Annotated in this window: 20 protein-coding genes and 2 pseudogenes; 15 read left to right on the forward strand and 7 right to left on the reverse strand. The window is 60.1% G+C overall.

The annotated features are described in order from the left end of the window. Window positions 1-80 precede the first annotated feature (80 nt). From KGB03_RS15695 to gcbA, 3 genes and pseudogenes are all read right to left on the reverse strand, one after another. Window positions 81-1,820: a protein-disulfide reductase DsbD gene (locus KGB03_RS15695; protein ID WP_223527532.1), complete on the reverse strand. Its 1,740-nt coding sequence runs from the start codon at window positions 1,818-1,820 to the stop codon at window positions 81-83. A gap of 177 nt (window positions 1,821-1,997) precedes the next feature. Further along, window positions 1,998-2,504: pseudogene (locus KGB03_RS31375) on the reverse strand (methyl-accepting chemotaxis protein); the annotation flags it as partial. Window positions 2,505-3,996: 1,492 nt separating this feature from the next. Further along, window positions 3,997-5,667 carry a diguanylate cyclase GcbA gene (gene gcbA, locus KGB03_RS15705; protein ID WP_223527536.1) on the reverse strand — a complete coding sequence of 557 codons (1,671 nt, stop codon included), beginning with the start codon at window positions 5,665-5,667 and terminating at the stop codon, window positions 3,997-3,999. Between the two features lie 326 nt (window positions 5,668-5,993). Between gcbA and KGB03_RS15710 the strand changes: the two genes are divergently transcribed. The 10 genes from KGB03_RS15710 (at window position 5,994) to KGB03_RS15755 (ending at window position 15,638) form a co-directional block, all read left to right on the forward strand. Continuing rightward, entirely contained in the window at window positions 5,994-7,145 is a 1,152-nt protein-coding gene (locus KGB03_RS15710; protein ID WP_218538637.1) for a DUF2515 family protein, read from the forward strand. Further along, window positions 7,142-7,879 (forward strand): hypothetical protein, encoded by a 738-nt coding sequence (locus KGB03_RS15715; protein WP_223527538.1) that lies wholly within the window; start codon window positions 7,142-7,144, stop codon window positions 7,877-7,879. The genes KGB03_RS15710 and KGB03_RS15715 overlap by 4 nt, the downstream gene beginning before the upstream one ends. Next, complete coding sequence (locus KGB03_RS15720) at window positions 7,858-8,364, forward strand: Hcp family type VI secretion system effector (RefSeq protein WP_223527540.1); 507 nt, start codon at window positions 7,858-7,860, stop codon at window positions 8,362-8,364. Before KGB03_RS15715 ends, KGB03_RS15720 begins: the two co-directional genes overlap by 22 nt. Beyond that, window positions 8,361-8,837 (forward strand): hypothetical protein, encoded by a 477-nt coding sequence (locus tag KGB03_RS15725; RefSeq protein ID WP_223527542.1) that lies wholly within the window; start codon window positions 8,361-8,363, stop codon window positions 8,835-8,837. Before KGB03_RS15720 ends, KGB03_RS15725 begins: the two co-directional genes overlap by 4 nt. Before the next feature lie 154 nt (window positions 8,838-8,991). Then, window positions 8,992-10,059, forward strand: coding sequence for a DUF2333 family protein (locus KGB03_RS15730; protein ID WP_111449180.1), 1,068 nt, complete (start codon window positions 8,992-8,994; stop codon window positions 10,057-10,059). Window positions 10,060-10,062: 3 nt separating this feature from the next. After that, complete coding sequence (locus KGB03_RS15735; RefSeq protein ID WP_111449179.1) at window positions 10,063-10,620, forward strand: NUDIX hydrolase; 558 nt, start codon at window positions 10,063-10,065, stop codon at window positions 10,618-10,620. Between the two features lie 177 nt (window positions 10,621-10,797). Beyond that, a complete protein-coding gene (locus tag KGB03_RS15740) occupies window positions 10,798-11,169 on the forward strand; it encodes a translation initiation factor Sui1 (protein ID WP_007907444.1) in 372 nt (123 codons plus the stop codon). A gap of 214 nt (window positions 11,170-11,383) precedes the next feature. After that, entirely contained in the window at window positions 11,384-13,297 is a 1,914-nt protein-coding gene (speA, locus tag KGB03_RS15745; RefSeq protein WP_223527544.1) for an arginine decarboxylase, read from the forward strand. A 233-nt stretch (window positions 13,298-13,530) separates the two neighbouring features. Beyond that, the gene (locus KGB03_RS15750; RefSeq protein ID WP_223527546.1) at window positions 13,531-14,859 is read left to right on the forward strand and encodes a type VI secretion system Vgr family protein; all 1,329 of its coding nucleotides are present in this window, start codon (window positions 13,531-13,533) and stop codon (window positions 14,857-14,859) included. Beyond that, entirely contained in the window at window positions 14,856-15,638 is a 783-nt protein-coding gene (locus KGB03_RS15755) for a DUF4123 domain-containing protein (RefSeq protein ID WP_223527548.1), read from the forward strand. The genes KGB03_RS15750 and KGB03_RS15755 overlap by 4 nt, the downstream gene beginning before the upstream one ends. 60 nt (window positions 15,639-15,698) lie before the next feature. On the opposite strand, the gene KGB03_RS15760 is transcribed toward KGB03_RS15755, so the two are convergent. Together KGB03_RS15760 and KGB03_RS15765 are read right to left on the reverse strand one after the other, a co-directional pair. Continuing rightward, window positions 15,699-17,048, reverse strand: coding sequence for an MATE family efflux transporter (locus KGB03_RS15760; protein WP_218538633.1), 1,350 nt, complete (start codon window positions 17,046-17,048; stop codon window positions 15,699-15,701). A 163-nt stretch (window positions 17,049-17,211) separates the two neighbouring features. Further along, the gene (locus KGB03_RS15765; RefSeq protein WP_008153736.1) at window positions 17,212-17,505 is read right to left on the reverse strand and encodes a hypothetical protein; all 294 of its coding nucleotides are present in this window, start codon (window positions 17,503-17,505) and stop codon (window positions 17,212-17,214) included. Between the two features lie 195 nt (window positions 17,506-17,700). On the opposite strand from KGB03_RS15765, the gene KGB03_RS15770 reads away from it, so the two are divergent. The 5 genes from KGB03_RS15770 (at window position 17,701) to KGB03_RS15790 (ending at window position 22,210) form a co-directional block, all read left to right on the forward strand. After that, the gene (locus KGB03_RS15770; protein ID WP_008011269.1) at window positions 17,701-18,003 is read left to right on the forward strand and encodes a MazG-like family protein; all 303 of its coding nucleotides are present in this window, start codon (window positions 17,701-17,703) and stop codon (window positions 18,001-18,003) included. Further along, window positions 18,003-18,752: a methyltransferase gene (locus KGB03_RS15775; RefSeq protein WP_008153735.1), complete on the forward strand. Its 750-nt coding sequence runs from the start codon at window positions 18,003-18,005 to the stop codon at window positions 18,750-18,752. The genes KGB03_RS15770 and KGB03_RS15775 overlap by 1 nt, the downstream gene beginning before the upstream one ends. 12 nt (window positions 18,753-18,764) lie before the next feature. Continuing rightward, the gene (locus KGB03_RS15780; protein ID WP_111449173.1) at window positions 18,765-19,379 is read left to right on the forward strand and encodes a DUF4136 domain-containing protein; all 615 of its coding nucleotides are present in this window, start codon (window positions 18,765-18,767) and stop codon (window positions 19,377-19,379) included. Window positions 19,380-19,433: 54 nt separating this feature from the next. Next, entirely contained in the window at window positions 19,434-19,991 is a 558-nt protein-coding gene (locus KGB03_RS15785; protein ID WP_111449172.1) for a DUF4136 domain-containing protein, read from the forward strand. Between the two features lie 236 nt (window positions 19,992-20,227). Next, window positions 20,228-22,210: a pilus assembly protein TadG-related protein gene (locus KGB03_RS15790; RefSeq protein ID WP_218538631.1), complete on the forward strand. Its 1,983-nt coding sequence runs from the start codon at window positions 20,228-20,230 to the stop codon at window positions 22,208-22,210. Here KGB03_RS15790 and KGB03_RS15795 read toward each other — a convergent pair. Beyond that, window positions 22,180-24,935: pseudogene (locus KGB03_RS15795) on the reverse strand (ATP-binding protein). The gene KGB03_RS15790 and the pseudogene KGB03_RS15795 sit on opposite strands and share 31 nt — an antisense overlap. After that, window positions 24,932-25,372, reverse strand: a complete 441-nt coding sequence (locus tag KGB03_RS15800; protein WP_223527551.1) for a TadE/TadG family type IV pilus assembly protein — start codon at window positions 25,370-25,372, stop codon at window positions 24,932-24,934. The pseudogene KGB03_RS15795 and the gene KGB03_RS15800 overlap by 4 nt, the downstream one beginning before the upstream one ends. Between the last annotated feature and the right edge of the window lie 65 nt (window positions 25,373-25,437).

The raw sequence follows: 25,437 nt of genomic DNA on the forward strand, positions 1-25,437 counted from the left end.
GCAAAGCCTTTGTGACTGTCCAGTTCTATGCAATAGCCAGCACGATGGCCGATGTTTGCGCGAAATATGTGACCGGGTTATTAAATCCGGTCATTTGCTTTCGCAACACGTTCGGCGAAGTCGGTGGCGTTGATCTCGCCGATCACTCGCACATCGGCGTGTTCGACGCCGTCCTTGCCGAAAAACATCAGCGCTGGCGGGCCGAACAGTTTGTAGCGGTCGAGCAGGGCGCGTTGCTCGGCGTTGCTGGCGGTGATGTCGAAGCGGATCAGTCGATAGCCTTTGAGGCGTTCGACCACCTTGGCGTCGTTGAGCACTTCATGTTCGATGACTTTGCAACTGATGCACCAGTCGGCGTACCAGTCGAGCAGCAGCGGGGTGCCTGACGATTTGGCTTCGGCGAGGACACGGTCCAGGTCGGCCGGAGTGCTGACGGTTTGCCAGGTGCTGGTGTTTTGCGGCTGTTCATTGCCGGCAACCGTGCGCGGCTTGCCAATCGGATTGAATGGGTCGGTCTGGCCGCTGAACGCTCCGTACCAACACGCCAGCGCATAAAACAGCAGGAACATCCCCAGCAATTGGCCCAGGCGTTTTCTCGGAGGTTTGTAGACGAACTCCAGCGCACCCATGAACAACCCAACGCCACCGGCCAGCAAGCCGATCAGCAGCAACGTGATCTGACCCGGCAGTACTCGACTGAGCAGACCGATCGCCAGCCCCAGCAACAAAACGCCAATCGCGTTTTTCACATAGATCAGCCAAGGGCCGCTTTTCGGCAGCCAGGCGGCGCCACCGGTGGCGACCAGCAATAGCGGGGCGCCCATGCCCAGGCCGAGCATGAACAATTTCAGACCACCGCCCACTGCATCGCCGCTGGCGCTGATGTACAGCAGCGCGCCGGCCAGCGGTGCCGAGACGCAGGGTGACACCAACAGGCTGGAAACCACGCCCAGTACGGCAGCGCCCCACAACGAACCGCCCTCGGTGCGACCGGCGATCCGATCCAGCCGACTGCTGATAGAGTAAGGCAGCTTGAGTTCGAAGACGCCAAACATCGCCAAGGCAAACAACGCAAAAAACGTCGCGAACGGCACCAGCACCCACGCCGATTGCAACCGCGCCTGAAGATTGAGCTGTGCGCCGAACATCCCCATCAAGGCCCCGAGCAGGGCGAAGCAGGCGGCCATTGGCAGCACATAAGCGAGGGACAGATTGAAGCCGCGCAAACCACCCACCTGACCGCGCAACACCACGCCGGACAGGATCGGCAGCATCGGCAGCACGCACGGTGTGAACGTCAGGCCTATGCCGGCGAGGAAGAACAGCGCCAGTTCGCGCCAGCTCCAGGCCGGAGTCGCGCCTGCGCTGCCATCAATACTCAGGCGCTCGGTTTCGGGTGGATAGCACAAGCCTTTATCGGCGCAACCCTGATACGTCACCACCAAGGTGAAGGCGCGTTGATCGGTGCGCGGCAGCTCTACATCGAGAACCCCGTGGTAGACCTCGACATCGCCGAAATACTCATCGTGCTTCTGTTCGCCCTTGGGCAGTTGCGCGGTGCCTAGGCCTGCATCGGGCGGGTCGGCGCGAAACTGAAAGCGGTGCCGGTAGAGGTAGTAGCCCTCGGTGGCGACGAAACGCAGTTTGATCGATTGCGGTGTGCTTTCTACCAGGCTCAGCTGAAAGGCTTCACGCACCGGCAGAAAATCGGCGCTGTTGTTGATCGAGCCCAGCGTCGAACTGGGCCGACTGTCCAGCAAACCGGCGGCGGTGGCCGGCAGGGCGAGCACTAAAAACAACAGGCAGAGCAAACGGCGCATGACAATCTCGCGTATCGAAAGTGAGGGCATGATAGCGGACGGCGGTCGGGTGTGCAGGGCGAGTCCTGTGGTGATTGTTCTGACGCCTTCGCGAGCAAGCCCGCTCCCACATCGACCGAGTTCATCCATGGGTACGCGGTCGAATGTGGGAGCGGGCTTGCTCGCGAAGGCGATCTGTCAGACGCGGAAGGCCTGGACCGCTGTATGCAACCGTCCACCCAGCACCAGCAAATTCTCCCCCTGCACGCGCCCTTCGCCGATGCGCAGCAAGTTATCCCCACCCAATTGGTGAATCCGCTCACTGTGATCGCGGATTTCGCTGACGGCGCCACTCTGCTGGGCGGTGACATCGGCGATGCGTACGGCGGTGTCGGAAATGGTCTGGATCGCACCGACGATTTTATCCAGCGCACCGTCGGCGGCCTGGGCCTGATTGGCAGTGGCTTCGGCGTGTTCGACCTGGGCGCGCATGCCTTCCACCGATTGTCGCGCCGCGGTTTGTAACCCGGCGATTAACGTCTGGATCTCTGCCGTGGCGCCAGCGGTGCGTTGCGCCAGTGAGCGAACTTCTTCGGCCACCACGGCAAACCCTCGACCCATTTCCCCGGCTCGGGCCGCTTCGATGGCGGCGTTCAGGGCCAACAGGTTGGTTTGGTCGGCAATTGAGCGGATGACCGTCAGCACGCCGCCAATGGTTGCCGACTCTTCGGCCAGGTGTTCGATCATTTGCGCGTTGCCTTGCACTTCGCCGACCAGCGCGTGCAGCCCGGTGAGGCTCAAACCGATGACTTTCTGGCCGTGCTCCACCGCCAGCCCGGCATGGCGGCTGGCGTCGGCGGCTTGGCTGGCATCGCCGGCAACCTGTTGAATGGTCGCTTCCAGTTCGCCGAGAGAATCACGGATCAGCGCCGTGTCGCCGGCCTGATGTTCGGCGCCGCTGTGCAGGTCATTGCTCAGCTCGGCCAGCGTTCGGCTACTGCCGGCGACCTGTTCGGCGTTGAGACGAATGGTCCCGACCAGGTCGACCAGATAGGCGCGCAAGCGATTGAGCGACGCTTGAATGTCATGCAGTTCGCGATTGGTTTTACCCAGTTGAATGTCCCGGCTGAAGTCGCCCTCGGCCCAGGTCGAGAGGGCCGGGGCGAGGTTGGTCAGCGTCCGGGCCAGTTTCCGTTGCAAGGTGTCGATCAGCAAAGCAATCAGCAGGATCAGGCCGATCATCACGCCTTGCATCAGCCGCACTTCGCCCTGGATCTGTCCGTGCTGGGCGCGAACCACCGGCTCCAGTCCGGCAATGGCCTGCTGCACGGCGGCGATTTTCAGGTGAGTGGCGGCGCTGAGGTCGGTGCGTTTCTGGATCTGGTCACGTGTGCGCGCCAATTCAGCCGGGTAGCGAGTGAGGAGGCTGTTCAGTTCACGCTTGAGGCCAACGCCCGCATCTTCGGCAACCGCTTTTTCGGTGTTCTCCAGGCCCATCATCGCGGCGAAATCATCGGTGCCGGATTCGCTGCTGCTGGCTACACCGAGTAGCGGCAACGCGCCCAGTAACTCAGCCTGAGTGCGGATGTTGGCGACTTCACGCTCGACATCGGCGGCCAATTCACTTCGGCCGCTGCTGACCAGTTTGTCCCGGGCCAAAGACAACTTGCCCAAGTGCTGGGAGGCGGCGAGCAACGGCGTCAGATACGCCGCGTTAGCGTTGGCGTATTGGCTGAGCTGATCGAGGCTGGCGCCCAGTTCGCGTTCGGCCTGAAGCAGCAACGCTTGCGGATCTCCCGCGAGTTTGCCCGCGGCCAGCAGGTCGGTTTTGCTGAATTCTTCGAGGTTCGACAGGCTCGGGCGCAGGGTGTCGGCCAGGGCCGGCGGCAATTCGCCGAGTTCCCTTTGCAGGCTGTCGATGGCCTGGCTGGCACTGCTCAGGCGCAGGGCATCGCCGCTGGCGAGGTAGTCGTCGATGTTGCGCGCGACTTCATTTTGAAATTGCTGGGACAAACCCAAGTAACGCTCCATCAAAAGATAGGGGCGCTCCAGGGCTTTTTGCGACCACCACAGTGTGGCGCCAAGGGCCACGCACACGGCGACTAAAAGGAGGGTGTTGAGATTGGTCAGCAGCTTCAGGCGCATTGCGGGTCTACCAGCGGCAGAATGGTAAGCGCCTGAATTTATTGCGTTTGTGTTACAGGGTTATGACCGAATCGGTCGATTCTGATGAAAAAGTGGCACTTTGCTTTGACGTCCGCGCAGCCTGCACGCGGTTGCGTCCGGCGTCTTTCGCGCGGTACAGCGCTTCGTCTGCCTGGCTGGCCATCATCAGGCTGTCGGAGTGTTCACACAGTTCCACCACGCCGGCGCTGAACGTGCACCAGAGGTCATGCGGTTGAGCCGGGTAGTGAATCTCGGCAAACCGTCGACGGATTTCGTCGAGCACTTTGTGGGCCGATTCGAGATCGGTGTCCGGCATCACGATCGCGAACTCTTCACCGCCGTAACGGCCGATGAAATCGGTTTTGCGCAAGCGTTGCTTGAGAAACAGCGCCAGGCTCTTGATCACCCGATCGCCCATGGGGTGGCCGTGGCTGTCGTTGACTCGTTTGAAGTGGTCGATGTCGAGCATCGCAAAGCTCAGCGGCTTGTTTTCGCGGCGGGCGCGGAAGCTGCAGTCTTCGAGCAATTGCAGAATGTGCGTGTGGTTGTACAGCCCGGTGAGGCTGTCGCGCACCATCCGCGCTTTCAGATTACGTGCCCGCGCCGCGCGGTTGCGTACGGTGGTGATCAGGTGCCGGGGCTTGATCGGTTTGGTCAGGAAGTCGTCGCCGCCCTCGCTCATGGCGTCGAGCTGTTTGTCCAGATCGTCTTCGGCCGACAGGTAAATGATCGGCACGCTGACATAACGGTCGTTGTGGCGGATCACTTTGGCCAGCTCAGTACCGGTGCAGGCCGGCATGTACATGTCGAGGATGATCAGGTCTGGCTGGAAGTCCGCGAGCTCGGCCATGGCCTGGATCGGCTCGATCAAGGTCCGCGTGACAATCCCGGCGCTGTTGAGCAGGCGCTCGGTGTGCAAGGCCTGGGCGCGGGAATCGTCGATGATCAGCACTTTATAAGGTTCGTACTGGGCGACGCAGGTCAGGACTTCGATTTTCTCCAGCAGGCTCGAGGCTTCGAGGGTGCCGGTCAGGAATTCCTGGCCACCGGCACGCACGGCGGCGAGGCGGGTCGGGGTATCGGTTTCGTGCAGGCTGAAGAACAACAGCGGCAATTGATGATCGAGGCCTTCCTGGGCTTCGGCGGCCAGTTTCAGGCCGATGCCGGCGCCACTGAAGTCCACGTCCATGACGATCGCCGCGGGCAAGCGCTCGATCATCGAAGAGCGGAACGCCGCAACGCTGTCGAGGGCTTGCGCGCTGAGCCCGAAGAATTCCAGTTGTTTGGCCAGGCGCTCGCCACGGTCATGATCCTGCAGCATCACGTAAACCGGCTTGCGCAGCGGCGGCAGAAAGGTCTGCTCCAACTGATCGCCATGGCGCAGGCCGGTGCGTGACAGGCGCTGCATCAAACGATTGAGCTCTGTGATCAGTCCGCTGCTCAGGCGTCCACGATTGGCGTCGACAGCCTCCAGCGACTGACCGATATGGCGTGCCAGTTGGGTGTGTTCAGGTTGTTCGAAGCGCTCGGCGAAACGCAGCAGGCGCAGGTTGGCCTCGCTCAGTTCCGATAGGTCGGTGGTGGACCACTCGCTGCGTTGCAGGCGCTGCCATATCTCAAGAATTTGACGTGCCTGATGAATTACCCGCTGGGCAAAGTGGTGCTTGAGGCGCTCACGGCTGGGGTCTTCTGGCTCGGTCATATCCTGACAACTAGTTAGGGGGCATGCTGAGATTGACTGGTGGCTCTATGCTAGCACCTCTTTTCAATTGCATGAGTGTCGTACATCAATTAACTGTAAAGCGACCTGATTCAGTTTCTGACCGATGAGTCTCCGCCAGGGCGTCACTGGCCGATAGAGCCAGAGGAGCCGGGTGTTTCAGGACGTTTCCTGAACATTTCAAGGTTATTTCCCAAGGCTCGGCGAGCCTCGTCTGTCAGGTATTTCTGATTTTTCGGCCAAACGATCCGGTCGGGAATTGCGGCTGTTAGGGTTCAGGGATTCCCTTAGTCGCTCGTCCGCAAACCATGACCCAGTGTTTCAAAGAACACCCCTGCGATGAGCAGCGCCTGAACTACAACAGCACACCCGTTGCTGACTGTGAGTGTAAAGAGGAGCTGCTTTATGGGAGCAAGACGCTTGTTACCGATGTGCCGGTTCTGACCTGCGCGTGCCTTTGGCGTAGATACCAGCGCGAGGCGGAAGAAATCGTCGCACCCAATGGGGTCTTGATTGCCGACCCTATCGAGCGCAACCGCGCTATCAACGCTGCGTACGCTCGACTCTGGTTACACGATTCTCGATTTCAGTGGGCGGGGCTGGCGGCATTTGCCTCCAAGCAGGTCGGCTGCGGATTGCTTCACGCGGTGGACAGTATCGATCTCATACGCGACGAGCATGAGGCGCGGCAGCGATTGCGCGACAGCCGCCGAGAGTACGGTTTGCTGACGCCGGACAGGATGCCCGAGCAGGTGGATGAGTTGCGTGACTATAAAGAAGCGGATGCGCGTAATCCTGTGCCCTCTGTGGATTTTCGTTCTGCGGGTGAGGACTTGTCGTTGGTGCAACAACAGTTTCGGCATGTGCGCGACATGATGGCGTTGGGGAATACCACGCTGTTTCTGGATGTTTTTCCGTTGCATGAGTTTTATGCGAAGCGTGGGTTGAAAGAGTTGAAAACATGCTTGGAAGCGCGCGAAGGAATTTATGGACACCCAAAGCACCCGGTGCTTTGGCCGGTAGGGCAGAAAAAGCTAAAATTCGGGCGCAACTACGGAGAAATACTACGGGCCTTCGAGGCTTTGGATTCAGGGGATATTGCCAAAAGCGTCGAGCATTTAGCCTGGCATGAGCAGCAAAATATCCTACAGCCCACGATTTATCAGAATGGGCAACTGGTAGCTCTACTGCGTGGTAACCACGCTTCTTACGTAACCGGTTTTCCTACCGGCGTAGCCCAGGCAATTGAGTTGACGCTCTCCAGCCAATGCCAACGTGTTGACGACGGACGCACCATTGGTTTCAGCGACAGTCCGCTGGCGGATTTGTCGGATCTCAAGCAGCGAATGCCTTTCGTACTTCGGGCAGCGGCACGCTTCGATCAGATGCTCAACGGCACAAACCGTAGTGTGCTGGAGCAGTCGATCACCGCGATCGCAACAGGGCAGGGATTGCGATGAATTCGCGACGAGGCAAGGGCCGTTGGCGGCTTGGGGTTGGCTTGTTGCTTCTGGCCTTCCTGATACTGATGGCGGCGAATCAGATGATCGAATCCCTATTGCAGGAGCCGGTAATTGCATTGGAAATGGGCGGCACCTATGAAACGTTGCTCAAGCATTCTTCGGTCTCCTTCAGCCCAAGGGTTCCGGGCCACGTCTGGATGGGCCTTCCCTCGGGGGATGCACGGCTTAGGTTCATCGATCCGCAGTACGAGTTCGTCACGCCGAGAGCACGATTTTTCACGGTTGTATTTGACGACAATGTCGTTAGCAGTATTCGCATGTCCCCGCAGGTCGAACCGTTGCTACTCGATGAGGCTCTGAAGGTCGCTCTGGATTTGCAAGACCAATGGCGCGGGAGCGGATGGAGGGTAGCGGGCAAGACGCGCTATCCCCCCTTTGCCGACACACCTGAATGGCGAGTGCAGCTGCGAGACGTTAATAAAGGAGGATCCGTCTACTGGAAGGCAGGCAAACAATACCAAATCGCAATGTTCATGAGCCGCTTCGAATACAACGAGCGACCAAATGAAGAGCGTTACCTGATCACACTGTCGATCGGCAAGCCGTGGACGCCTTTCGCAGAAGACGGGGACGAAGAAGCTCTAATCGAACTGGATCAATCCATCCCGGACACCCCCTTATTCCCCACAAAAACCAAAGGAGCCCCACCATGCCAACTCCCGCCTTCATGACCCTTCACGGGGAAAGGCAAGGTCTGATCAGCGCCGGCGCCTTTACCGAAGCATCGGTAGGCAACACCTACCAATTAGGGCGTGAGGACCAAATCATGATTCAGGCCCTGAGCCATGGCATTTTCGTGCCGAAAGGCTCGGGTGCGGGGCGTCGGATGCACAAGCCTTTGATCATCACCAAGACCATCGACAAAGCGACACCGCTGATCAACAACGCTTTGTGTTCGGGAGAATTGCTCAAAGTGTGCCGCGTCGAGTGGTATCGTACGTCGGCTCAGGGCACCCAGGAGCATTTCTACACAATGGAGCTGGAAGACGCGCTGATCATTGGCGCTGAGGTTCTGATGCCGCATTGCCAGGATCCCGGCACCGCTCACCTCACTCAATTGGAGAAGGTCCATTTCAGTTACCGGCGAATTTACTGGCGGCACGAAGTCAGTCGAACCATGGGGGCCGATGAGTGGAACACCGAGGTGCAGGGATGAGGTTGGTCAACGAACTCGATTTGTCCGATTGGGAGCGCCAACATGCCTACTCCAGTGAGCAAGCACTGGAAGTGTTGCGCCAGGCGCTGCTTGATCGACAACCCATTGAAGGCCTGGGCCAGTTGCGTGCCGGCCTGCTGATCGATATCGACAGCGAGGTGCTTGATCTGATTGAACGGGGAGAGTGGCAGTTAGTCAGGCCTGAAGCCGACTACGTTGACTGGAAAATGCCGGATCGTGCCTTTGATCCAAAGGTCATGGAGCTGATGCAAAATCCGCCCGTGCAGCCCTCAAGGTCGCCAAAGATCTTTCGCCTCGTAGACAGCGTGACAGGCGATCCTCTGACTCAGCGGCATTACATCGCGACGGTAGATGGGAACACTGCGCCGCGCAGAACCGACGGCGAGGGCATAGCGCATCTTTTTGTATCGCCCGGGGTGCAGCAGATTTCAATGGTGATCATCGGCGTTTAAACAGGCGACGTCGCTTGAGTTCATGGGAGCGCGGTTGTCACGGCTGCCCGACGGTAATTTATCCGGATAACCCCACGACGGGTGCCGGCCAAAGGCACGTTGTTGTATGGTTGTGGTCGAACCGATGAACTCAAGTGATTGAAAGGATATCGCCATGCTGGACTGGAAGAACCGCGCGGGCAGCGCGCCTGAACGTGCCGCTGAACCGAAGTCGGCCACCCGTAGTTACCTGGGAGGCCTGTTGTTCAGTCGGGCGCTGGCCACTCTAATTGGCCTGTACTTGCTGGTGGCTATTGCTCTGGGCTGGTACTGGAGCCAGGAACCTGCGCTGTTTCCGGTTCAGCAGAATGCCCAGATGGCCGCCGAGAAAGAAGGCAAGCAAATGGTCATCGGCTACACCACGGTCGAAACCCTCAAGACCGTCGCCGGTACTTTGCTGACCAAACCGGGTGGCTATATTTCCAACGACCGTTTCCCGCCGGGCCTGTGGATGGATAACACGCCGAGCTGGGAATATGGCGTGCTGGTCCAGGTCCGTGACCTGAGTCGTGCACTGCGTAAAGACTTCGCTCGTTCCCAGTCGCAGTCCACCGAAGACGCTGACCTGGCCAAAGCCGAGCCGCGCTTCAACTTCGACAACAAGAGCTGGGTGCTGCCCTCCAGTGAGTCCGAATACCAGGAAGGCATCAACTCCCTGAGCCGTTATCAGGCGCGCCTGTCTGACCCGAGTCAGAAAAGCGCGCTGTTCTATGCCCGCGCCGACAACCTGAACAACTGGCTGGGCGATGTCGGTACCCGTTTGGGTTCGCTGTCGCAACGGCTGTCGGCCAGCGTTGGCCGGGTCAAGCTCAACACGGCGCTGAAAACCGAAGTCGTCGCCCCGGGTCAGGTGCCGCAGGTTGACGAAGAAATCGTCGAAACCCCGTGGATGCAGATCGACAACGTGTTCTACGAAGCTCGCGGTCAGGCCTGGGCCTTGTCCCATCTGCTGCGCGCCATCGAAGTCGACTTCGCCGATGTGCTGGCCAAGAAGAACGCCACGGTCAGCGTGCGTCAGATCATTCGTGAACTGGAGGCCTCGCAGGAACCGGTCTGGAGTCCTATGATCCTTAATGGCAGCGGCTTCGGGGTGCTGGCCAACCACTCGCTGGTCATGGCCAACTACATCTCCCGGGCCAACGCCGCAGTGATCGATTTGCGTCAATTGCTCAATCAGGGCTGAGTCATGGTCAATAGCGCCAGAGAGGTCGCGCACCGCGCGGCCTCGGATGCCGAACAGATCGCCTGGGTTGACGAGCAGGACAACCTGCTCGGCGCCCTGGTCCGCTCCGACCTGCGTGAACGCGGGCTGATCGGGCGCGGCACTTACATCATGCTGTTCAATTCCGCCGGTGAACTCTGCGTGCATCGACGCACGCTGAGCAAAGCCATTTATCCAGGTTTCTGGGACGTGGCGGCGGGGGGCATGGTGCTAGCGACCGAAACCTACGCCGAATCGGCTGCCCGCGAGCTGGAAGAAGAACTGGGCGTGAGCGGGGTCGAACTGACCGCCCATGATCACTTTTTCTTCGAGGACACCGGTAATCGGCTCTGGTGTTCGGCATTTTCGGCGGTGTGGGACGGTCCATTGATCCTGCAACCCGAAGAAGTCCTTGAAGCGCGTTTTATTCCCGTTGATCAAGTCCTGCTGGAAATCCAGCAAAAGCCTTATTGCCCGGACTCCCTGGCCGCATTGAAGCGCTATCTTGGTTCTCGGAAGAATGGCGTCGCAAAAGAGGCATAAATTGGCGCCGATTGGCTCTTAGCAAGTCGGCTTTTTGCCGTTACACTGCGCGACCTTTTTAAGCTGAACCAGCATGCCTGGCTCAGTAGCGCTGCCCCTGCCTGAGTGGGGCTTCGCGGTCGATGGCAACTGTCCAGGTTGCCGCGACCAGTCTTTGTCCTCCCAAGAGGATTGCCGGTGGCCAAAAAAGCCGCATCCTTCGCCGCCCTTGGTGGCCTGGTATTTTCCACCGACGCAGGTCGTCATTGCCCGGATTGCAGTCAACCGGTGGATGCCTGCATCTGCAAACAGACCGTTATCCCGGCCGGCGACGGCATCGCTCGCGTGCGTCGCGAAAGCAAGGGCCGTGGCGGCAAGACGGTGACCACCATCACCGGCGTGCCGTTGGCCGAAGACGCACTCAAGGACCTGGCGACCACGTTGAAGAAACGTTGCGGGACCGGCGGTGCGTTGAAAGACGGAATCATTGAAATCCAGGGCGATCATGTCGAGCTACTCTTGGCCGAGCTGATCAAACACGGTTTCAAAGCGAAGAAGTCCGGCGGCTAGCAGCCTCTGTGAAAACCACCCTCGGCTTGATCCAGTCCTGACAGCAGGCCTGGCGCCGTCTACATGGTTTTCACAGAGCCTGTTCTGACCGGTTTCTAAACTCACTGCGGTCAGCGAGGTCTATCCCCTCGTTGACGAACCGTCATTTTCATTCTTTAGACTGCGCCGGCCTGAACCCAGGCGACGCTCTATGACTTCTTTATAGGGGACTTCAATGTCCGTACGACGCACACGCAAAGACGATGGCAGCCAATGGACAGTTGCGGACAGCCGCAGTGTTTACGGGATTCGCCATTGGGGGGCCGGGTATTTCGCGATCAGTGACGCCGGTCGCGTCGAAGTTCGTCCGAACGGTCCGACCAGTTCGCCTATCGACCTGTTCGAGCAAGTTGATCAGCTGCGTAAAAGCGGCCTGTCCTTGCCGTTGCTGGTGCGTTTCCCTGACATTCTGCAAGACCGCGTGCGTCAGCTGACCGGCGCGTTCGACGCCAACATCGAGCGTCTGGAATATCAGAGCAAGTACACCGCGCTGTACCCGATCAAGGTTAACCAGCAAGAAGCGGTGATCGAGAACATCATTGCCACCCAAGACGTGTCCATTGGTCTTGAAGCCGGCTCCAAGCCTGAACTGCTGGCCGTGCTGGCCCTGGCGCCGAAGGGCGGCACCATCGTCTGCAACGGCTACAAGGATCGCGAATTCATTCGTCTGGCGCTGATGGGCCAGAAGCTCGGCCACAACGTGTTCATCGTGATCGAGAAAGAATCCGAAGTCGGGCTGGTGATCGAAGAAGCCGCCTCGCTCAAGGTCAAGCCTCAGGTTGGCCTGCGCGTGCGTCTGTCGTCCCTGGCCTCGAGCAAGTGGGCTGACACCGGTGGCGAGAAATCCAAGTTCGGTCTGTCGGCGGCGCAACTGCTGTCGGTGGTCGAGCGTTTCCGCGCGGCTGGCCTGGATCAGGGCATTCGCCTGTTGCACTTCCACATGGGTTCGCAGATCGCCAACCTGGCGGACTACCAGCACGGCTTCAAGGAAGCGATCCGTTATTACGGCGAATTGCGCAACCTTGGCCTGCCAGTGGACCACATCGACGTCGGTGGCGGTCTGGGCGTGGACTACGACGGTACGCACTCGCGTAACGCCAGCTCGATCAACTACGACATGGACGATTACGCCGGTGTCGTGGTCGGGATGCTCAAGGAGTTCTGCGACGCGCAGAACCTGCCGCACCCGAACATCTTCTCCGAAAGCGGCCGTTCCCTGACCGCTCACCACGCCATGCTGGTGGTGCAAGTGACCGACGTCGAGAAGCACAACGACGACGTGCCGCAGATCGAGAACAAGGAAGAACTGCCGGAAACCGTGCAGTGGCTGGTTGACCTGCTGGGCCCGACCGACATCGAGATGGTCACCGAAACCTACTGGCGCGCGACTCACTACATGAGCGACATCGCGACCCAGTACGCCGATGGCAAGCTGACCCTGGCCGAGAAAGCCCTGGCCGAGCAATGCTACTTCGCGGTGTGCCGTCGCCTGCACAACTCGTTGAAGGCTCGTCAGCGTTCGCACCGTCAGGTGCTGGACGAACTCAACGACAAGCTGGCCGACAAGTACATCTGCAACTTCTCGGTATTCCAGAGCCTGCCGGACACCTGGGCCATCGGCCAGGTACTGCCGATCCTGCCGCTGCACCGTCTCGACGAAGAGCCGCTGCGCCGTGCGGTGCTGCAAGATCTGACCTGCGACTCCGACGGCAAGATCAAGCAATACGTCGACGAGCAGAGCATCGAAACCAGCCTGCCGGTTCACGGTTTGAACGACGGTGAAGACTACCTGCTGGGTATCTTCCTGGTCGGCGCCTACCAGGAAATTCTCGGCGACATGCACAACCTGTTCGGTGACACCGACTCGGTGAACATCTATCAGAACGCTGACGGCAGTGTGTACCACGCTGGTATCGAAACCCACGACACTATCGAAGACATGCTGCGTTACGTGCACTTGTCGCCGGAAGAGTTGATGACCCACTACCGCGACAAATGCGCCAGTGCCCGCATCACCGCCGCCGAGCGTACCCAGTTCCTCGACGCCCTGCGTCTGGGGCTGACCCGTTCCTCTTACCTGTCTTCTTGAGGTAAGGCACCGTTCTCATCAGGTTGTCTGAAAATGTTCCGCACGTAGCGGAAATTTCAGGTGACTTGGTGAGATGCCTCTCTGATTTCAAGCGAAATGACTCACATTCCTGGCCATCCAAGCGATGTGGTCTTCTTTTCGCGTAGGTCATTTCCTAAGTTGTACTTCGGCACTCTACTCGGCCAACTCTCTCGGAGAGAATCCCCGACCGCCCCTCCTGTAGAGAATCGCCGATGTTCGATCCAGTCAACGAGCCGTCATTTCGTCTGGATGTAGAGGGTCTGCCCGACCCCTTTGAGGTCTTGGCCTTTACCGGTAGAGAAGCCATCAGCGAGCCTTTTGTGTTCGACGTGGATCTGCTGATCGATGACCTGACACTTGACCTTGCAAGCCTGCTGTACCGTCCGGCCTTTTTGCATGTCGGGTCTGCGGAAAACGGCTTCCACGGACAATTGCATGAACTCGTCCAGCGTGACCACGACTTGGCTGTCAGGCTCTGCCGCGTACGTCTGGGGCCGAAGCTGGCGTGCCTTTCCCTGCGCTTCAGTCAGCGAATTTTCAGCGCACGCTCGGTGCCGCAAATCCTCAGTCAGGTGCTCAAGGAGCACGGTATTGCCGGCAAGAGTCGGCGCTTTGAGCTGAGTGGCGATTACCCGGCCCGTGAATTCTGTACGCAGTACCGGGAATCAGACCTGCAATTTATCCAGCGTCTGTGTGCCCAGGAACGGCTTCACTACCATTTCGAACACGGCGAGCGCGGGCATTGCGTGGTTTTCGGTGATGGTCAGGAGCCCTTTCGTTTCGGCGAGAACGCGGTCTACCAGGTCGAGAGCGAGCAATCGGCCGTGCGTCAGTTCAAGCTTCTGGGGTGCGCAGGGCAACGAACCGCGCCGATGGCCGAAGGGCGGACGGACCTGGCGGCGCTGCGCAGCGGGCAGTTGATGCCGCTGTCCGGTCATCCGATTGCCGACTGCAATCAGCCCTGGCTGCTGACTCATGTGGAGCATCAGGGCAGTCAGGATTTAACGGCGACCTACAGCAACCAGATCCGTGCGATTCACTGGCAGGCGCCTTTTGTAGCGCCTCATTGCGCACTGAAACCCAGGATGCACAGCCTGCAACGGGCCTGGGTGGTCAACATTGATGAGGCATGCCCCGATCCGTCGAGACCGGTTGCCGTGCAATTTGACTGGCTTTATCAGGGCGAAGGCGCGGTGCCTAGCCACAGTTGGCTGCCGGTGGCCGCTGAACTGGGCGCCGCGGCAGTCACGCAGTTGAGTGAGGGGGCCGAGGTGGTGGTGAGCTTTATCGAGGGGGATCCGGATCAGCCGTTGATTACCGGGTTTCTTCACGTCCCTTCGTCCGTAGAAGAGGCTGAGGAGGGCGGCCCGCCGCGCACATCCGCGACAGATGATGTCGAGGGCATGCTGGCGCTTCTGCAATCGAGCGAACCCTTGATGTTGCTATGTCTGCTGCCCGGTGGGGGCAGTTTCAACCATTGCACGCAGGCCCTCTGCACCTGCCGGGTGGCGAAGCGGTTTGGCCAGAGCGGTTCGGCATGAACGTCGCGACCCCGCAATGGCTATTGCTGGATGTGCCGGGTGCGCCACAGGCGGGGGCGATGCTGCAACAGCAATTTGCGCATGCCCGGTGGTTCTGGTTGTTCGAAGACACTGAGTGGCATGCGTTGCGTGAACACGGCCCGGCCCTGATCGACCTTCGGACATGCCCCGCGCTGGCCGGGTTGTGCCACAGCGAAGTGCTCTTCTGGCGCGGCTTGCAGATAGCCAGCGAGGTGTCGTCGACGCAGTTGCTGGAGCATTTGCGCCGCATGCTCACGGTCACGTTCGGTCTGCATCACCGAGCCTTGTTGAGTTACTACAACCCGCAAACGGCCAGTTACTTGTTCGATGCCTGCGATGCGCAGGAGCTGAGTCGCTGGCTGGGTCCTATCAGCCATTTGCGCTGGTTCGGCGGGACGTGGGCTGACCGTGCGATCGGCAGTCAGGGCTGGCAGCAGTTGGTCAATCCGGGGCTTGCCGTCTGCCCTTTGGCGGTTGAAGAAAACCTCAGTCCTCGTCAGCAGGAAAAACTGCAAACCTGCCTGCTGGAGCAACATGCCTGGCACTGGAGTCGATCCACCGGGACTGACTACAACACGCTGTGGTCCCACGTGCAGGAAGGGTTGGCCCTGGGTTTTACCGAGCGCCCGGTACTCGATGACTGGTTATGGCTACGCTTGCAGTACCCCGGCGCTTTGCCCGGGCACGCATTGCCGGGACTCACCCAGCAGGAGCGGCTCGATAGCCTGCGCAACCGCTGGCAAAGCGATCAACCCTGAACACACCGGTGGTCTGGCGTGCCGGTGTAGGACCTGTTCTCGCGCACTCGCCACGCCGACTCAGTGAGCTTTGCCGGCGAACCAGCCGTCGTTTTTGTGCAGATACCAGGCAAACGCGCCGAGGGTCAGGCTGCGCAGCAACATGAACAATAGAAAGGTTATCCACAGTCCATGGTTGCCAAAACCTTGCAGCGCCCAAGCGAACGGCAGCAACAAAATCACTGTCAGCAGCATACCGTTGCGCATTTCCCGGGCACGGGTGGCGCCGATAAACAACCCGTCGAGCAGGTAACTCCCGACCGCAATCAGCGGCAGCGCGGCGAGGTAGGGCAGGTAAATGAACGCCGTGTCGCGCACGCTCTGAATGTTGGTCTGCATCTCGATAAACAGATGCCCGGCGAACAGGAACAGCACGGCAAAGCCCAGGCTCGCCAGCAACGACCAACCGCAGGCCACCACCAATGAGCGGCGCAGGGCCTCTCGATCACGGGCACCAATGGCGTGGCCACAAAGGGCTTCCACCGCGTGGGCCAGGCCGTCCAGCGCATGGGCGGTCAGCAGCAAACCGTTGAGCAGCAGCGCGTTGGCGGCGACGGTGGCATCACCCAGTCGCGCGCCTTGCACGGTGATCAGGAAAAATACCGATTGCAGCGCCAGGCTGCGGATGAAAATGTCGCGGTTGACCGCCAATAGCGGCCGCCAGCTCTGCCACAGCGCCAGCGCGGCCCAGGCGATGTGGCCGGGATAGGCGCGCAGGGCGTTGCGGGTCATCAGCAGGCCGATCAGCGCACCGGTCCATTCGGCGATCACCGATGCGCGAGCCGCACCAACCACCCCCCACTCCAGCCCGAGAACGAACCACAGGTTCAGCGCGATGTTCACCAGGTTGGTGCTCAGCAGAATGGCCAGCGGCGCCCGGGCGTTCTGAGTGCCGAGGAACCAGCCGACCAGCGCATAACTGGCCAGTGCTGCCGGCAGACCGAACAGGCGCGTGTGGAAAAACTCGCGGGTCAGCTGATCCAGCTCCGCCGATGGCTGCATGAAGTGCAGCGCAACCCCGCTCAACGGCACGCCCAGTGCTCCCAGGACAATGGCCAGGCCCATTGCCAACAACAAACCCTGCAGCAAGATCTGCCGCAAAGCCGCGCCGTCCCCCCGTCCGGCGGCCTGTGCGGCGAACCCGGTGGTGCCCATGCGCAGAAAACCCATGGCCCAGGCGAGAAAGGTATACAGGCTGGCCCCGACCGCCACGGCACCCAACTGATGGGCGTGAGGCAAGTGGCCGATGACGGTACTGTCGACCAGCGCCACCAGCGGTACGGAAATGTTCGAGAGAATCATCGGCGCGGCGAGCGCCCAGACTCGGCGATGGGTAGGGCGGTCGCGCCAGTCGGCGATCAGGTTGGACATGCAGGCTCCTTGGGGGAGCGGGCATTGTAGCGACACATTGGGAGTCTGCAGCGATCCATTGTGGGAGCGGGCTTGCTCGCGAAGGCGGCAGTACATTCAACATTGATGTTGGCTGACACACCGCTTTCGCGAGCAAGCCCGCTCCCACAATGGATTTGTGGTGTTAGTGGATTATCCAGCTCAACAACCACAACCCCAGCAGCAACCAGATAATCCCCATGATGATCGACGCATTCATGAACGCCCGAATCGCCGACCACAACAGCATCAACCCCAGAATCAGCGCAATGATGCTGATGATCGACGCGTCCATGCCCAGCGCACGGGACAGCCCTTCGACAAAGTTGCTGCCCGCATGGCTCAGCAGATTGAACAAGCCGCTGAGGCTGTCAACGATGAAACGGATAACCGAACCGAGTGCCTGGCCGAGCCATTCGAAAAAACTTTCTACCTGCATGTCGTGAGCGTCCTTGATGAAAGTGGTGGCGTGGTTGCCGGACTTGAGCCTTGGGCTATCGAGCAGGGTGCCGAGTTCCCGTAGGAGATGCCGCAGGCTGCGATCTTTTGATTATGGTGCAAAGATCCGCGTCACACCGAGACGCTTGCCTTCCCCCGTCATCCCCCCGAAGCTATACGCCTTCAGGAGAGCCCGATGAACCTTGTTGAACTGACCGAACGCCTGCACGCCATCCGTGACCGCAATGACTGGCGGCAATTTCACAGCCCGAAGAACCTGGCCATGGCCGCGAGCGTGGAAATGTCCGAGCTGGTGGAGATTTTCCAGTGGCTGACCGAAGACCAGTCGCGCCAGTTGCCGGCGGACAAGCTCGCCCATGCCGGGCAGGAAATCGGCGACATCGTGCTCTATCTACTGCTGCTGTGCAGCGAGTTGGGGTTGGACATGAATGAAGTGGTGCGCAGCAAACTCGCCGACAGCGAACGGAGGTTCAGCTGATGAGCGACCGTCATTTCGATCAACTGGCGACCCGCTTTGCCGAAAAAATCTACGGGGGTGCCAAAGGCGCGATCCGTCTGGCGGTGCTTCAGGCCGACCTGGCCGAGACTCTGCCGGACCGACCTTTGCGTGTACTGGACATCGGCGCCGGCCTGGGCCACATGTCATTGTGGCTGGCCCAGCGTGGTCATGAGGTCACGCTGGCCGAGCCCGCCGAGCCGATGCTCGAAGGCGCCCGTCAGCGCTTTGCCGACGCCGGGCAAACAGCGACGTTCATTCAGGCGCCGTGGCAGGACCTGCTCGGCCAACTCACCGAACCCTACGATCTGGTGCTGTGTCACGCCGTGCTGGAATGGCTGGCCGAACCCCACGCGATTCTGCCGGTGCTGCATCAATTGACCAAGCCAGATGGCTGGTTGTCCCTGGCCTTCTACAACCGCGATGCGTTGATCTATCGCAACCTGCTCAAAGGCCACTTCCGCAAGATGCGCAAGAACGACATGGCCGGCGAAAAGCAAAGCCTGACCCCGCAGCAGCCCCTTGATCCACGGGAACTGGCGGCGCAACTTGAAGGAATGTGGCAGGTCGAAACCCAGAGCGGGGTGCGGGTTTTTCACGACTACATGCCTGTGGAATTCCAGGCCCGTGCCGAACTGGTGGACTTGCTGGAAATGGAACTGGCCCACCGTCGTCACCCAAGCTTTGCCGGGCTTGGGCGCTACTTGCACTGGATCTGTCGGCCGGTCTGATCGGAGCACGAAATGAACAGTCGTTCGGGGTTACTGGTGATCTGTCTCGGGTTGGCGGCCTGTCAGGGCAGCAACCCTTATGTGGCGTCATCCAACCCCTTGCCACCCGCGCCGCCTCAGGCGGCCAACACCTTCGACCATAGCGCCTACCCGGCACCGCCGCGCGACTACGGGCGTTACCGCAGTTGGGCCTGGCTCAACGGGCAGCTGCCGTCGGGCACCGCCTGGGCGGATTCGGCGCAGGTCGCCGAAGCCGTCAGCAATGCGCTCGATCAACGTGGCTTGCGCCCGCTGCACGATAACCGCCCGGCCGACCTGTTTGTCAGCGCCGAACTGCACCTGGAAACCCGTCTGCGCCAGGTTCGGGATGACTATGGTTATTACGGCGGCGGCTATGGCGGTTACAACCGCTACGGCAGCGGTTACGGCATGTACAACACCGTGCCGATCGTGCGGACTTATCAGGAACAGGTCGTGGTGGTGCGGGTTGATTTGTTTGACGCTCAGAACGGTCAACCGGTATGGAGTGCCAGCGCCGAAACCAGCAATCGCGGCAGCGAGAGGGAGCGTGCCGATGCGATACGGGAAGCTGTAGAAAAGGCGATGTCGGCGTATCCTCCTAGTTAGCTTCTGTAGTCAAGAAGCAGTACGCAGGTTCGTGTCTTCAACCGGAGAACTATCATGTTCCGCCGTCTCGCTTTACTGGCTGTGGCCGGGCTGCTCAGTGCCTGCGCCGGCAACCAGGTCAATCATGACTTCGATGCCAGCCGCGACTTCGCCGCCTATCGCAGCTGGAGCTGGAAAGAGCCCGCCCTGCAATATCGGCCCGATGACCCACGCATCAAGAGCGACCTGACTGAACAACGCATCCGCCAATCGGTGAGCGATCAGCTCGATCAACGTGGCCTGCGTCCGGCTGCCGGTGGCCAAAAGGGCGATTTGAACGTGCAGACCTATCTGATCGTCGAACAGCGCCAGCAACAAGTAACCACCAACTACGGCGGCGCGTGGGGTAATCCATGGAACGGCTACTGGGGCGGGCCGATGTACACCGAAACCCGTAACGTCAGTTACAACGTGGCGATCATCCAGATCGACCTGCTCGACGGCAAGGACGGCAAACTGGTATGGCGCGGCAGTGACGAGCAGATACTTAGCCGCACACCGAACCCGTCGGATCGCAGCACTGCCATCCAGGAAACGGTCGGGCGAATTCTCGCCAACTACCCACCCAAATAAACTCAACAACCAAAAAACCTGTGGGAGCGGGCTTGCTCCGGGCGGCGTTCCGACGAATGCGGTGTATCAGTCAGCATCAATGTCGACTGACACTCCCTCTTCGCGAGCAAGCCCGCTCCCACAGTGGTTTTTGTTGTCTGCGCTGGCATGTTGCCAGCAGTTCAGCCAAGTCTTGTCTACACTGCTGTTCACCCATGGAGGTAGCCCTCGGTTGTGCACCGGCAAAGGAGTGTGCGATGTCTCCGCGTTTGCAGTTTCGCAGCCCGTCCCGGCAACGGGGGGCGATCGGTTTGATGGCGGCGCTGACATTGGGCATGGCCCTGATGTTCTTGCTGGTCGTGGTCGACAGCGGTCGTTTGTACCTGGAAAAGCGTGACCTGCAGCGCGTGGCGGACATGGCCGCACTTGAAGCTTCCACCCGAGGGGGGGATTGCGCCGCTGGCAACACAGCCACCGTCTATGCCACCGCCAGCGCAAACCGTAACGGCTTTACCCTTCCTGACCCCAATCGCAATCTGTTGGTCGCTTGCGGCGCCTTGACCCTGGATGCCAATAACCTGCGAGTGTTTGGCGCCGACCCGAGCAAGAGCGAAGCCATTCGGGTGATCGCCAGCCATTGGGTCCAGCAGAGTTTCGCCGGCGGTGTCGGCGCGCTGTTCGGTGGCGCTCCACGCGCAGCGACCATCAACCTGACGGCCAGCGCTGTCGCCGCATTACCGCCACCGCAGGCTTCGCTGACCCTGCGCAGCACGACGTTGAGCGTCGATACCAGCAAATCGGCCACGCTCAACGCGCTGTTCGGTGGTTTGCTCGGAGGCAATCTGAACATCAGCGCGGCGGGCTGGAACGGCCTGGTGAACACCGACATCAGCCTGCTCGGCTACCTCGATCGATTGAAGGTCGACCTTAACCTCAGCGCTGCCGGGTATGACCAGGTATTGGGCAATACGATTGCCGTCAGCCAGTTGATTCAGACCGCCGTCAATGTACTGGACCCCGGCGGCACACTCGGCGCGACCGCAACCATTGCCAGTCTTCAAGCGCTGAAGGTCGCGGCAGGAGCAACCACCGTCGTACTCGGCAATGTGTTGCACGTCGAGGCTGGCAGCACCGTGACGGCGCTGGGGACCAACCTGAAAGTGTTCGACCTGATCGAAGCCTTCGTGCAACTGGCCAACAAGAAAAACGGCCTGGTGGCAACCTTGCCGATCAACCTCGCGGGGCTCGCGCAAATCACTGCTCGGGTGCAGATACTGGAGCCGCCACAGCTCTCGGCCATCGGCAATCCGAAAAACGCCGCGCTCGCGCCGTTGGGACCTAACCGGATCTATGTGAAAACCGCTCAGGTGCGTACATTGCTGTCGATCGACTTGCCCATTCTGAGTGCGATTCAACCTTTGGTCGATGCGGCGGCTGATCTTGCCGGACCGTTGACCAATACCTTGAACGCCTTGCTCAATCTTGATTTGGTCGGTGTCATTAACTCACTGACCTGCGCGCTCGGCGCGGCGTGTGAAACACCCTCGATCGTGCCGCTTTCCAGTACCGTGAGCCTCGATGTCGCACTGGACGTTGCGAGCGCCTCCAGTTACGTCACCGCCTACAGCTGCGTCAGCACTACCAACAAATCCCTGACCACCAATACCAGCACTTCACTGGTGACGCTGAAAATCGGCAAGATCGACCCGAGCACGACTTTTGGCAACAACACCACGCCGCCCGCCGTGGTGGTGCAGCCGTTGAAGGTGATCGATATCGGGGTGAAAACCTGTCGCCGGTTCCTGTTCCTTCCTGTCAGTTGCGACCCGCGGATTCCAGGCGTCGGCGGCGGTATCGATATCATGGCCGACACCAGCGTGGCATCCAGCGCCAACATGCCGCACGTCTATTCCGCACCGCCGGCCACCAGCCTGCCGGAGATCAACCAGACACCGTTCTACTATTCCTATTCCACCAGCAATATCGTCAGCAGCCTTACCGACACGGCGACCAATATCAAAGTCGACATGTACGGCCCGACGGGCAGTCTGGTCGGTGGTCTGGGGGCGATCCTCAGCACTGTCACCACATTGCTGATCAACACGATCAACAGCGTGCTCAGCCCGTTACTCGACACCTTGATCAACACACTGCTGCTCAGCCTGGGAATCGATCTGAACAAGGTCGATGTCGGCGCCAACCTCAGTTGTCACTCAGGACGAGCGACGCTGGTGATCTGATCATCGGCAATAATCGGCAGTTCGATACAAAACCGTGCGCCCTCGACCGAGTTTCTAACGCTCAGTTTTCCGCCCATGTTCTCGACGATGCCGTAACTCACCGACAACCCGAGCCCGGTGCCGACACCCACGGGTTTGGTGGTGAAGAACGGCTCGAAGATCCGCTCCAGCAACCGCGGATCGATACCGCCGCCGTTGTCCTCGACCCACAGCCGCACCGAATACGCATCACGTTCGGCGTACACCGAGATCCACGGTTTGAACTCGCGGTTGGCCTCGCGTTTGCCGAGCAACGCATCCCGAGCGTTGACCATCAAATTGATCAACACCTGTTCGAGCTGATCGACATAACCGCGCACTTGCACTTCAAACCCGGTCTCGTTGACCCGCAGCTCGACCCCTTTGCCGCGCATCCCTTCAGCCAGCAGCGACATTGTGCCTTCGATGGCTTGCGCCGGATTGAACGGATGCTGCTCGATCTCCGAGCGGCGGCCAAACACCCGCATGTGATCCACCACCCGCGCGGCGCGCTGGACCTGTGCATCGATACGGTTGAGCTTGTCGGTCAGGTAATCGATTTGCGCATCGCCGTTGCTCAGACGCTTGAGTACGTTGACGATGGCCATGCGCATCACATTCAACGGCTGATTGATTTCATGGGCCAGCCCTGTGGCCATTTCACCGAGGGTGGCCATTTTTGCACTTTGGGTGAGCTGCTGCTGGGCGCGGCGGACCTCGGTGTTGTCGCGACCCACGGCCTGAATCTCCAGCAAATGGCCGTGCTCATCGAACACCCCGCGATCCGACCACACCCACCAGGCGTGTTCCCGTCCCGGCAGTTGCAGATTGATTTCCGCGGTGCTGACCGGGAATTCCGGGCTGAGTCGGCTGAGCCGCAGGAGAAACGCTTCGCGCTGCTCCTGCGACATCCAGCTGCCCAGATTGACCCCGGGCAGTTGCTCGGGCTGGCACTCCAGGTAAGTCGCCAGCGGGCGGTTGCCGAAGCTCAGGGTCAGGTCCGGGCGGTAGCGGCAGATCATCGCCGGAGAGTCTTCCACCAGGATCCGGTAGCGTTCTTCACTTTGTTTCACCTGTTCGGCGGCCAGGGTTGCTTCGGTGACATCCAGCCACAGGCCGACGGCTTCCACCGGCAAGCCAAGGTCGTCGCGCAGGAGCTTGGCTTCATCGAGTAGCCAGTGGTATTCGCCGCGACTGTCGCGCAGCCGATAGCGGGCGCGCACCGAACCTTCACGCAGCAAATGTCGGGTACGTTCGAAGTACCGATCGCGGTCATCCGGGTGCACCCTTTCAACCAAGGCCCCCGTCGCGCAATCAGCCAGTGTCCAGCCCAGTAGCGGCAGTAGGCTGTCACTGAAAAACGTCGGTTGCAGCGCACCTTCGACATAGCGCTGCACGTAGATCACCGCCGGCGAGCTGGCGATCAGATTGTCCAGTCGGGCATGGGCCGCCGCGGCGTTTTGCTCCTGGTTTTTGATGTCGCTGATGTCGAGCATGAAGCCCACCAACCGCCGGTTTTTACCGATGCCCAGGACCTGGCCTTGCAGGCGATACCAGTTCGGCGTTTGTGCCAAACGCACACACACAGCAGCAGCGGGGTGCCGTCGTCTTGCAAGGCTTGCAGACGACTGCTCAACTCTTCACGGTCGGCGGGGTGCACCCGATCAAGCCACTCGGGCAGCGGCAAACGATCGATCGTAAGGTTCAGGTTGCTGGCTAGCGACGGCGCCAATTGCACCTCGCGACTGTCGCTGAACACCTCCCACCATCCGGTGCCGAGCAGGGCTTGCAGCGACTCCAGCCGTTCCAGTTGCAGATGGTGCCGGTGCTCGCGCAAGCGCTCAAGCAACGGGCCTGCCAGCGCGGCGGTCAGTTGTAACCAGTCGCGATCATTCAGGTCGGGCGCCTGTTGTTGCACCGGATAAAGGCCACACATCAACCAGGCGGCCACACCCTGAGCATCGTGATAGGGCACCGCGAACCCTTCGGCATTGCCAAAGATGCCTTGCAAACGGGGATGTTCAGCGGGCGTCAGGCATTGCGGCGCAGAGCCGTTCAAGCTGTCGAGCCCGGTGCCCAGACGCTGAGCGTTTTGCCACAGGAGGGGCGCATCGATGGCCGTGTAATGCTGGTGAATCTGCCAGCCTTCTTCCTGTTCATCGAGTAACGCCACCGCAATGCAGGGCATATGGAAACACTGGGCCAGGCCTTGCAGTTGTTCCTCCAACACCTCGGGCAGGCGCGTCAGGTTGCACCGGCGCAACTGTTCGCCGATCTGCGCTGCGAGTAATTGGCATTGCTCGCGGCTGCGTGATTGCCGGCGTTCGAGCAACAAGTCGCCGATGTCCAGCAACTGCAACAACCAGGCATCGGCCAATGGCTGGACCCAGCCACGCAAGTGCAGGGGTTGTCCGTTGAGGCTGTAAAAGTCCAGGTCCAGATTCTGGCCCTGCCAGTCGACGGGCGAGCCTTCAACGGCGAGGCCGCTGTGGGGCATGAGGAAATCGAGCAGGTGCGGTGCTTGCGCTGCGGGCGTCTGCTGGGCCAGCACATGCCGCAGCGGGCCGGTCAGGTGAATCACTCGACCTTCGGCATCCAGGTGCATCTGCAAACCGACACTTGGCACGCTCAGGGTGTCTGGCATGTCCACTGGCGGAGGCGGATGGCGATTGAGCAGGCGCCCGAAGAGTTTGTCTGCGGAACTCAAAATTGCAGGCTCGAACTGGCGGAGAGGTTGGCCGGCAGATTGGGCACTTGGCCAATTCCCGGCACGTTCAGAAACGGGATGACCTGCTGCAGTTTGCTGGTGGGGTAGTTGATGCTGACCTTCAATACCCCGCCCACGTAGGTGGCGCTGGCGTCGGTGGCGATATTGAAATTCAGTGCGGCAGGAATCCAGGCCAACTGTCGGCTCAGTTCTGTCGTGGCAACGGTTTTTATCGCGGTGGCGTACCCGGGGGTGCTCGGGTCCAGCGCCACGCTTCGGCGCACCGCTTCGGCGGTCGACTGGGTGAACGATTGCATCAGCAACAGCGGCAAGCTGTACGAGACGATTCCATAGAACACGGCGAAAAAGATGAGAAACACCAACGCGAATTCAATCGCTACAGCGCCTTTTTGCTTACGGGGGAGGCCTGTTTTCATGACTGCGTCTACCCTGATATTCACGACGTGATATCAGCATAGAATCATTCAGCCAAAACGGACGT

Origin of the sequence: Pseudomonas sp. BF-B-26 (assembly GCF_019956495.1) — a bacterium.
Classification (GTDB): domain Bacteria; phylum Pseudomonadota; class Gammaproteobacteria; order Pseudomonadales; family Pseudomonadaceae; genus Aquipseudomonas.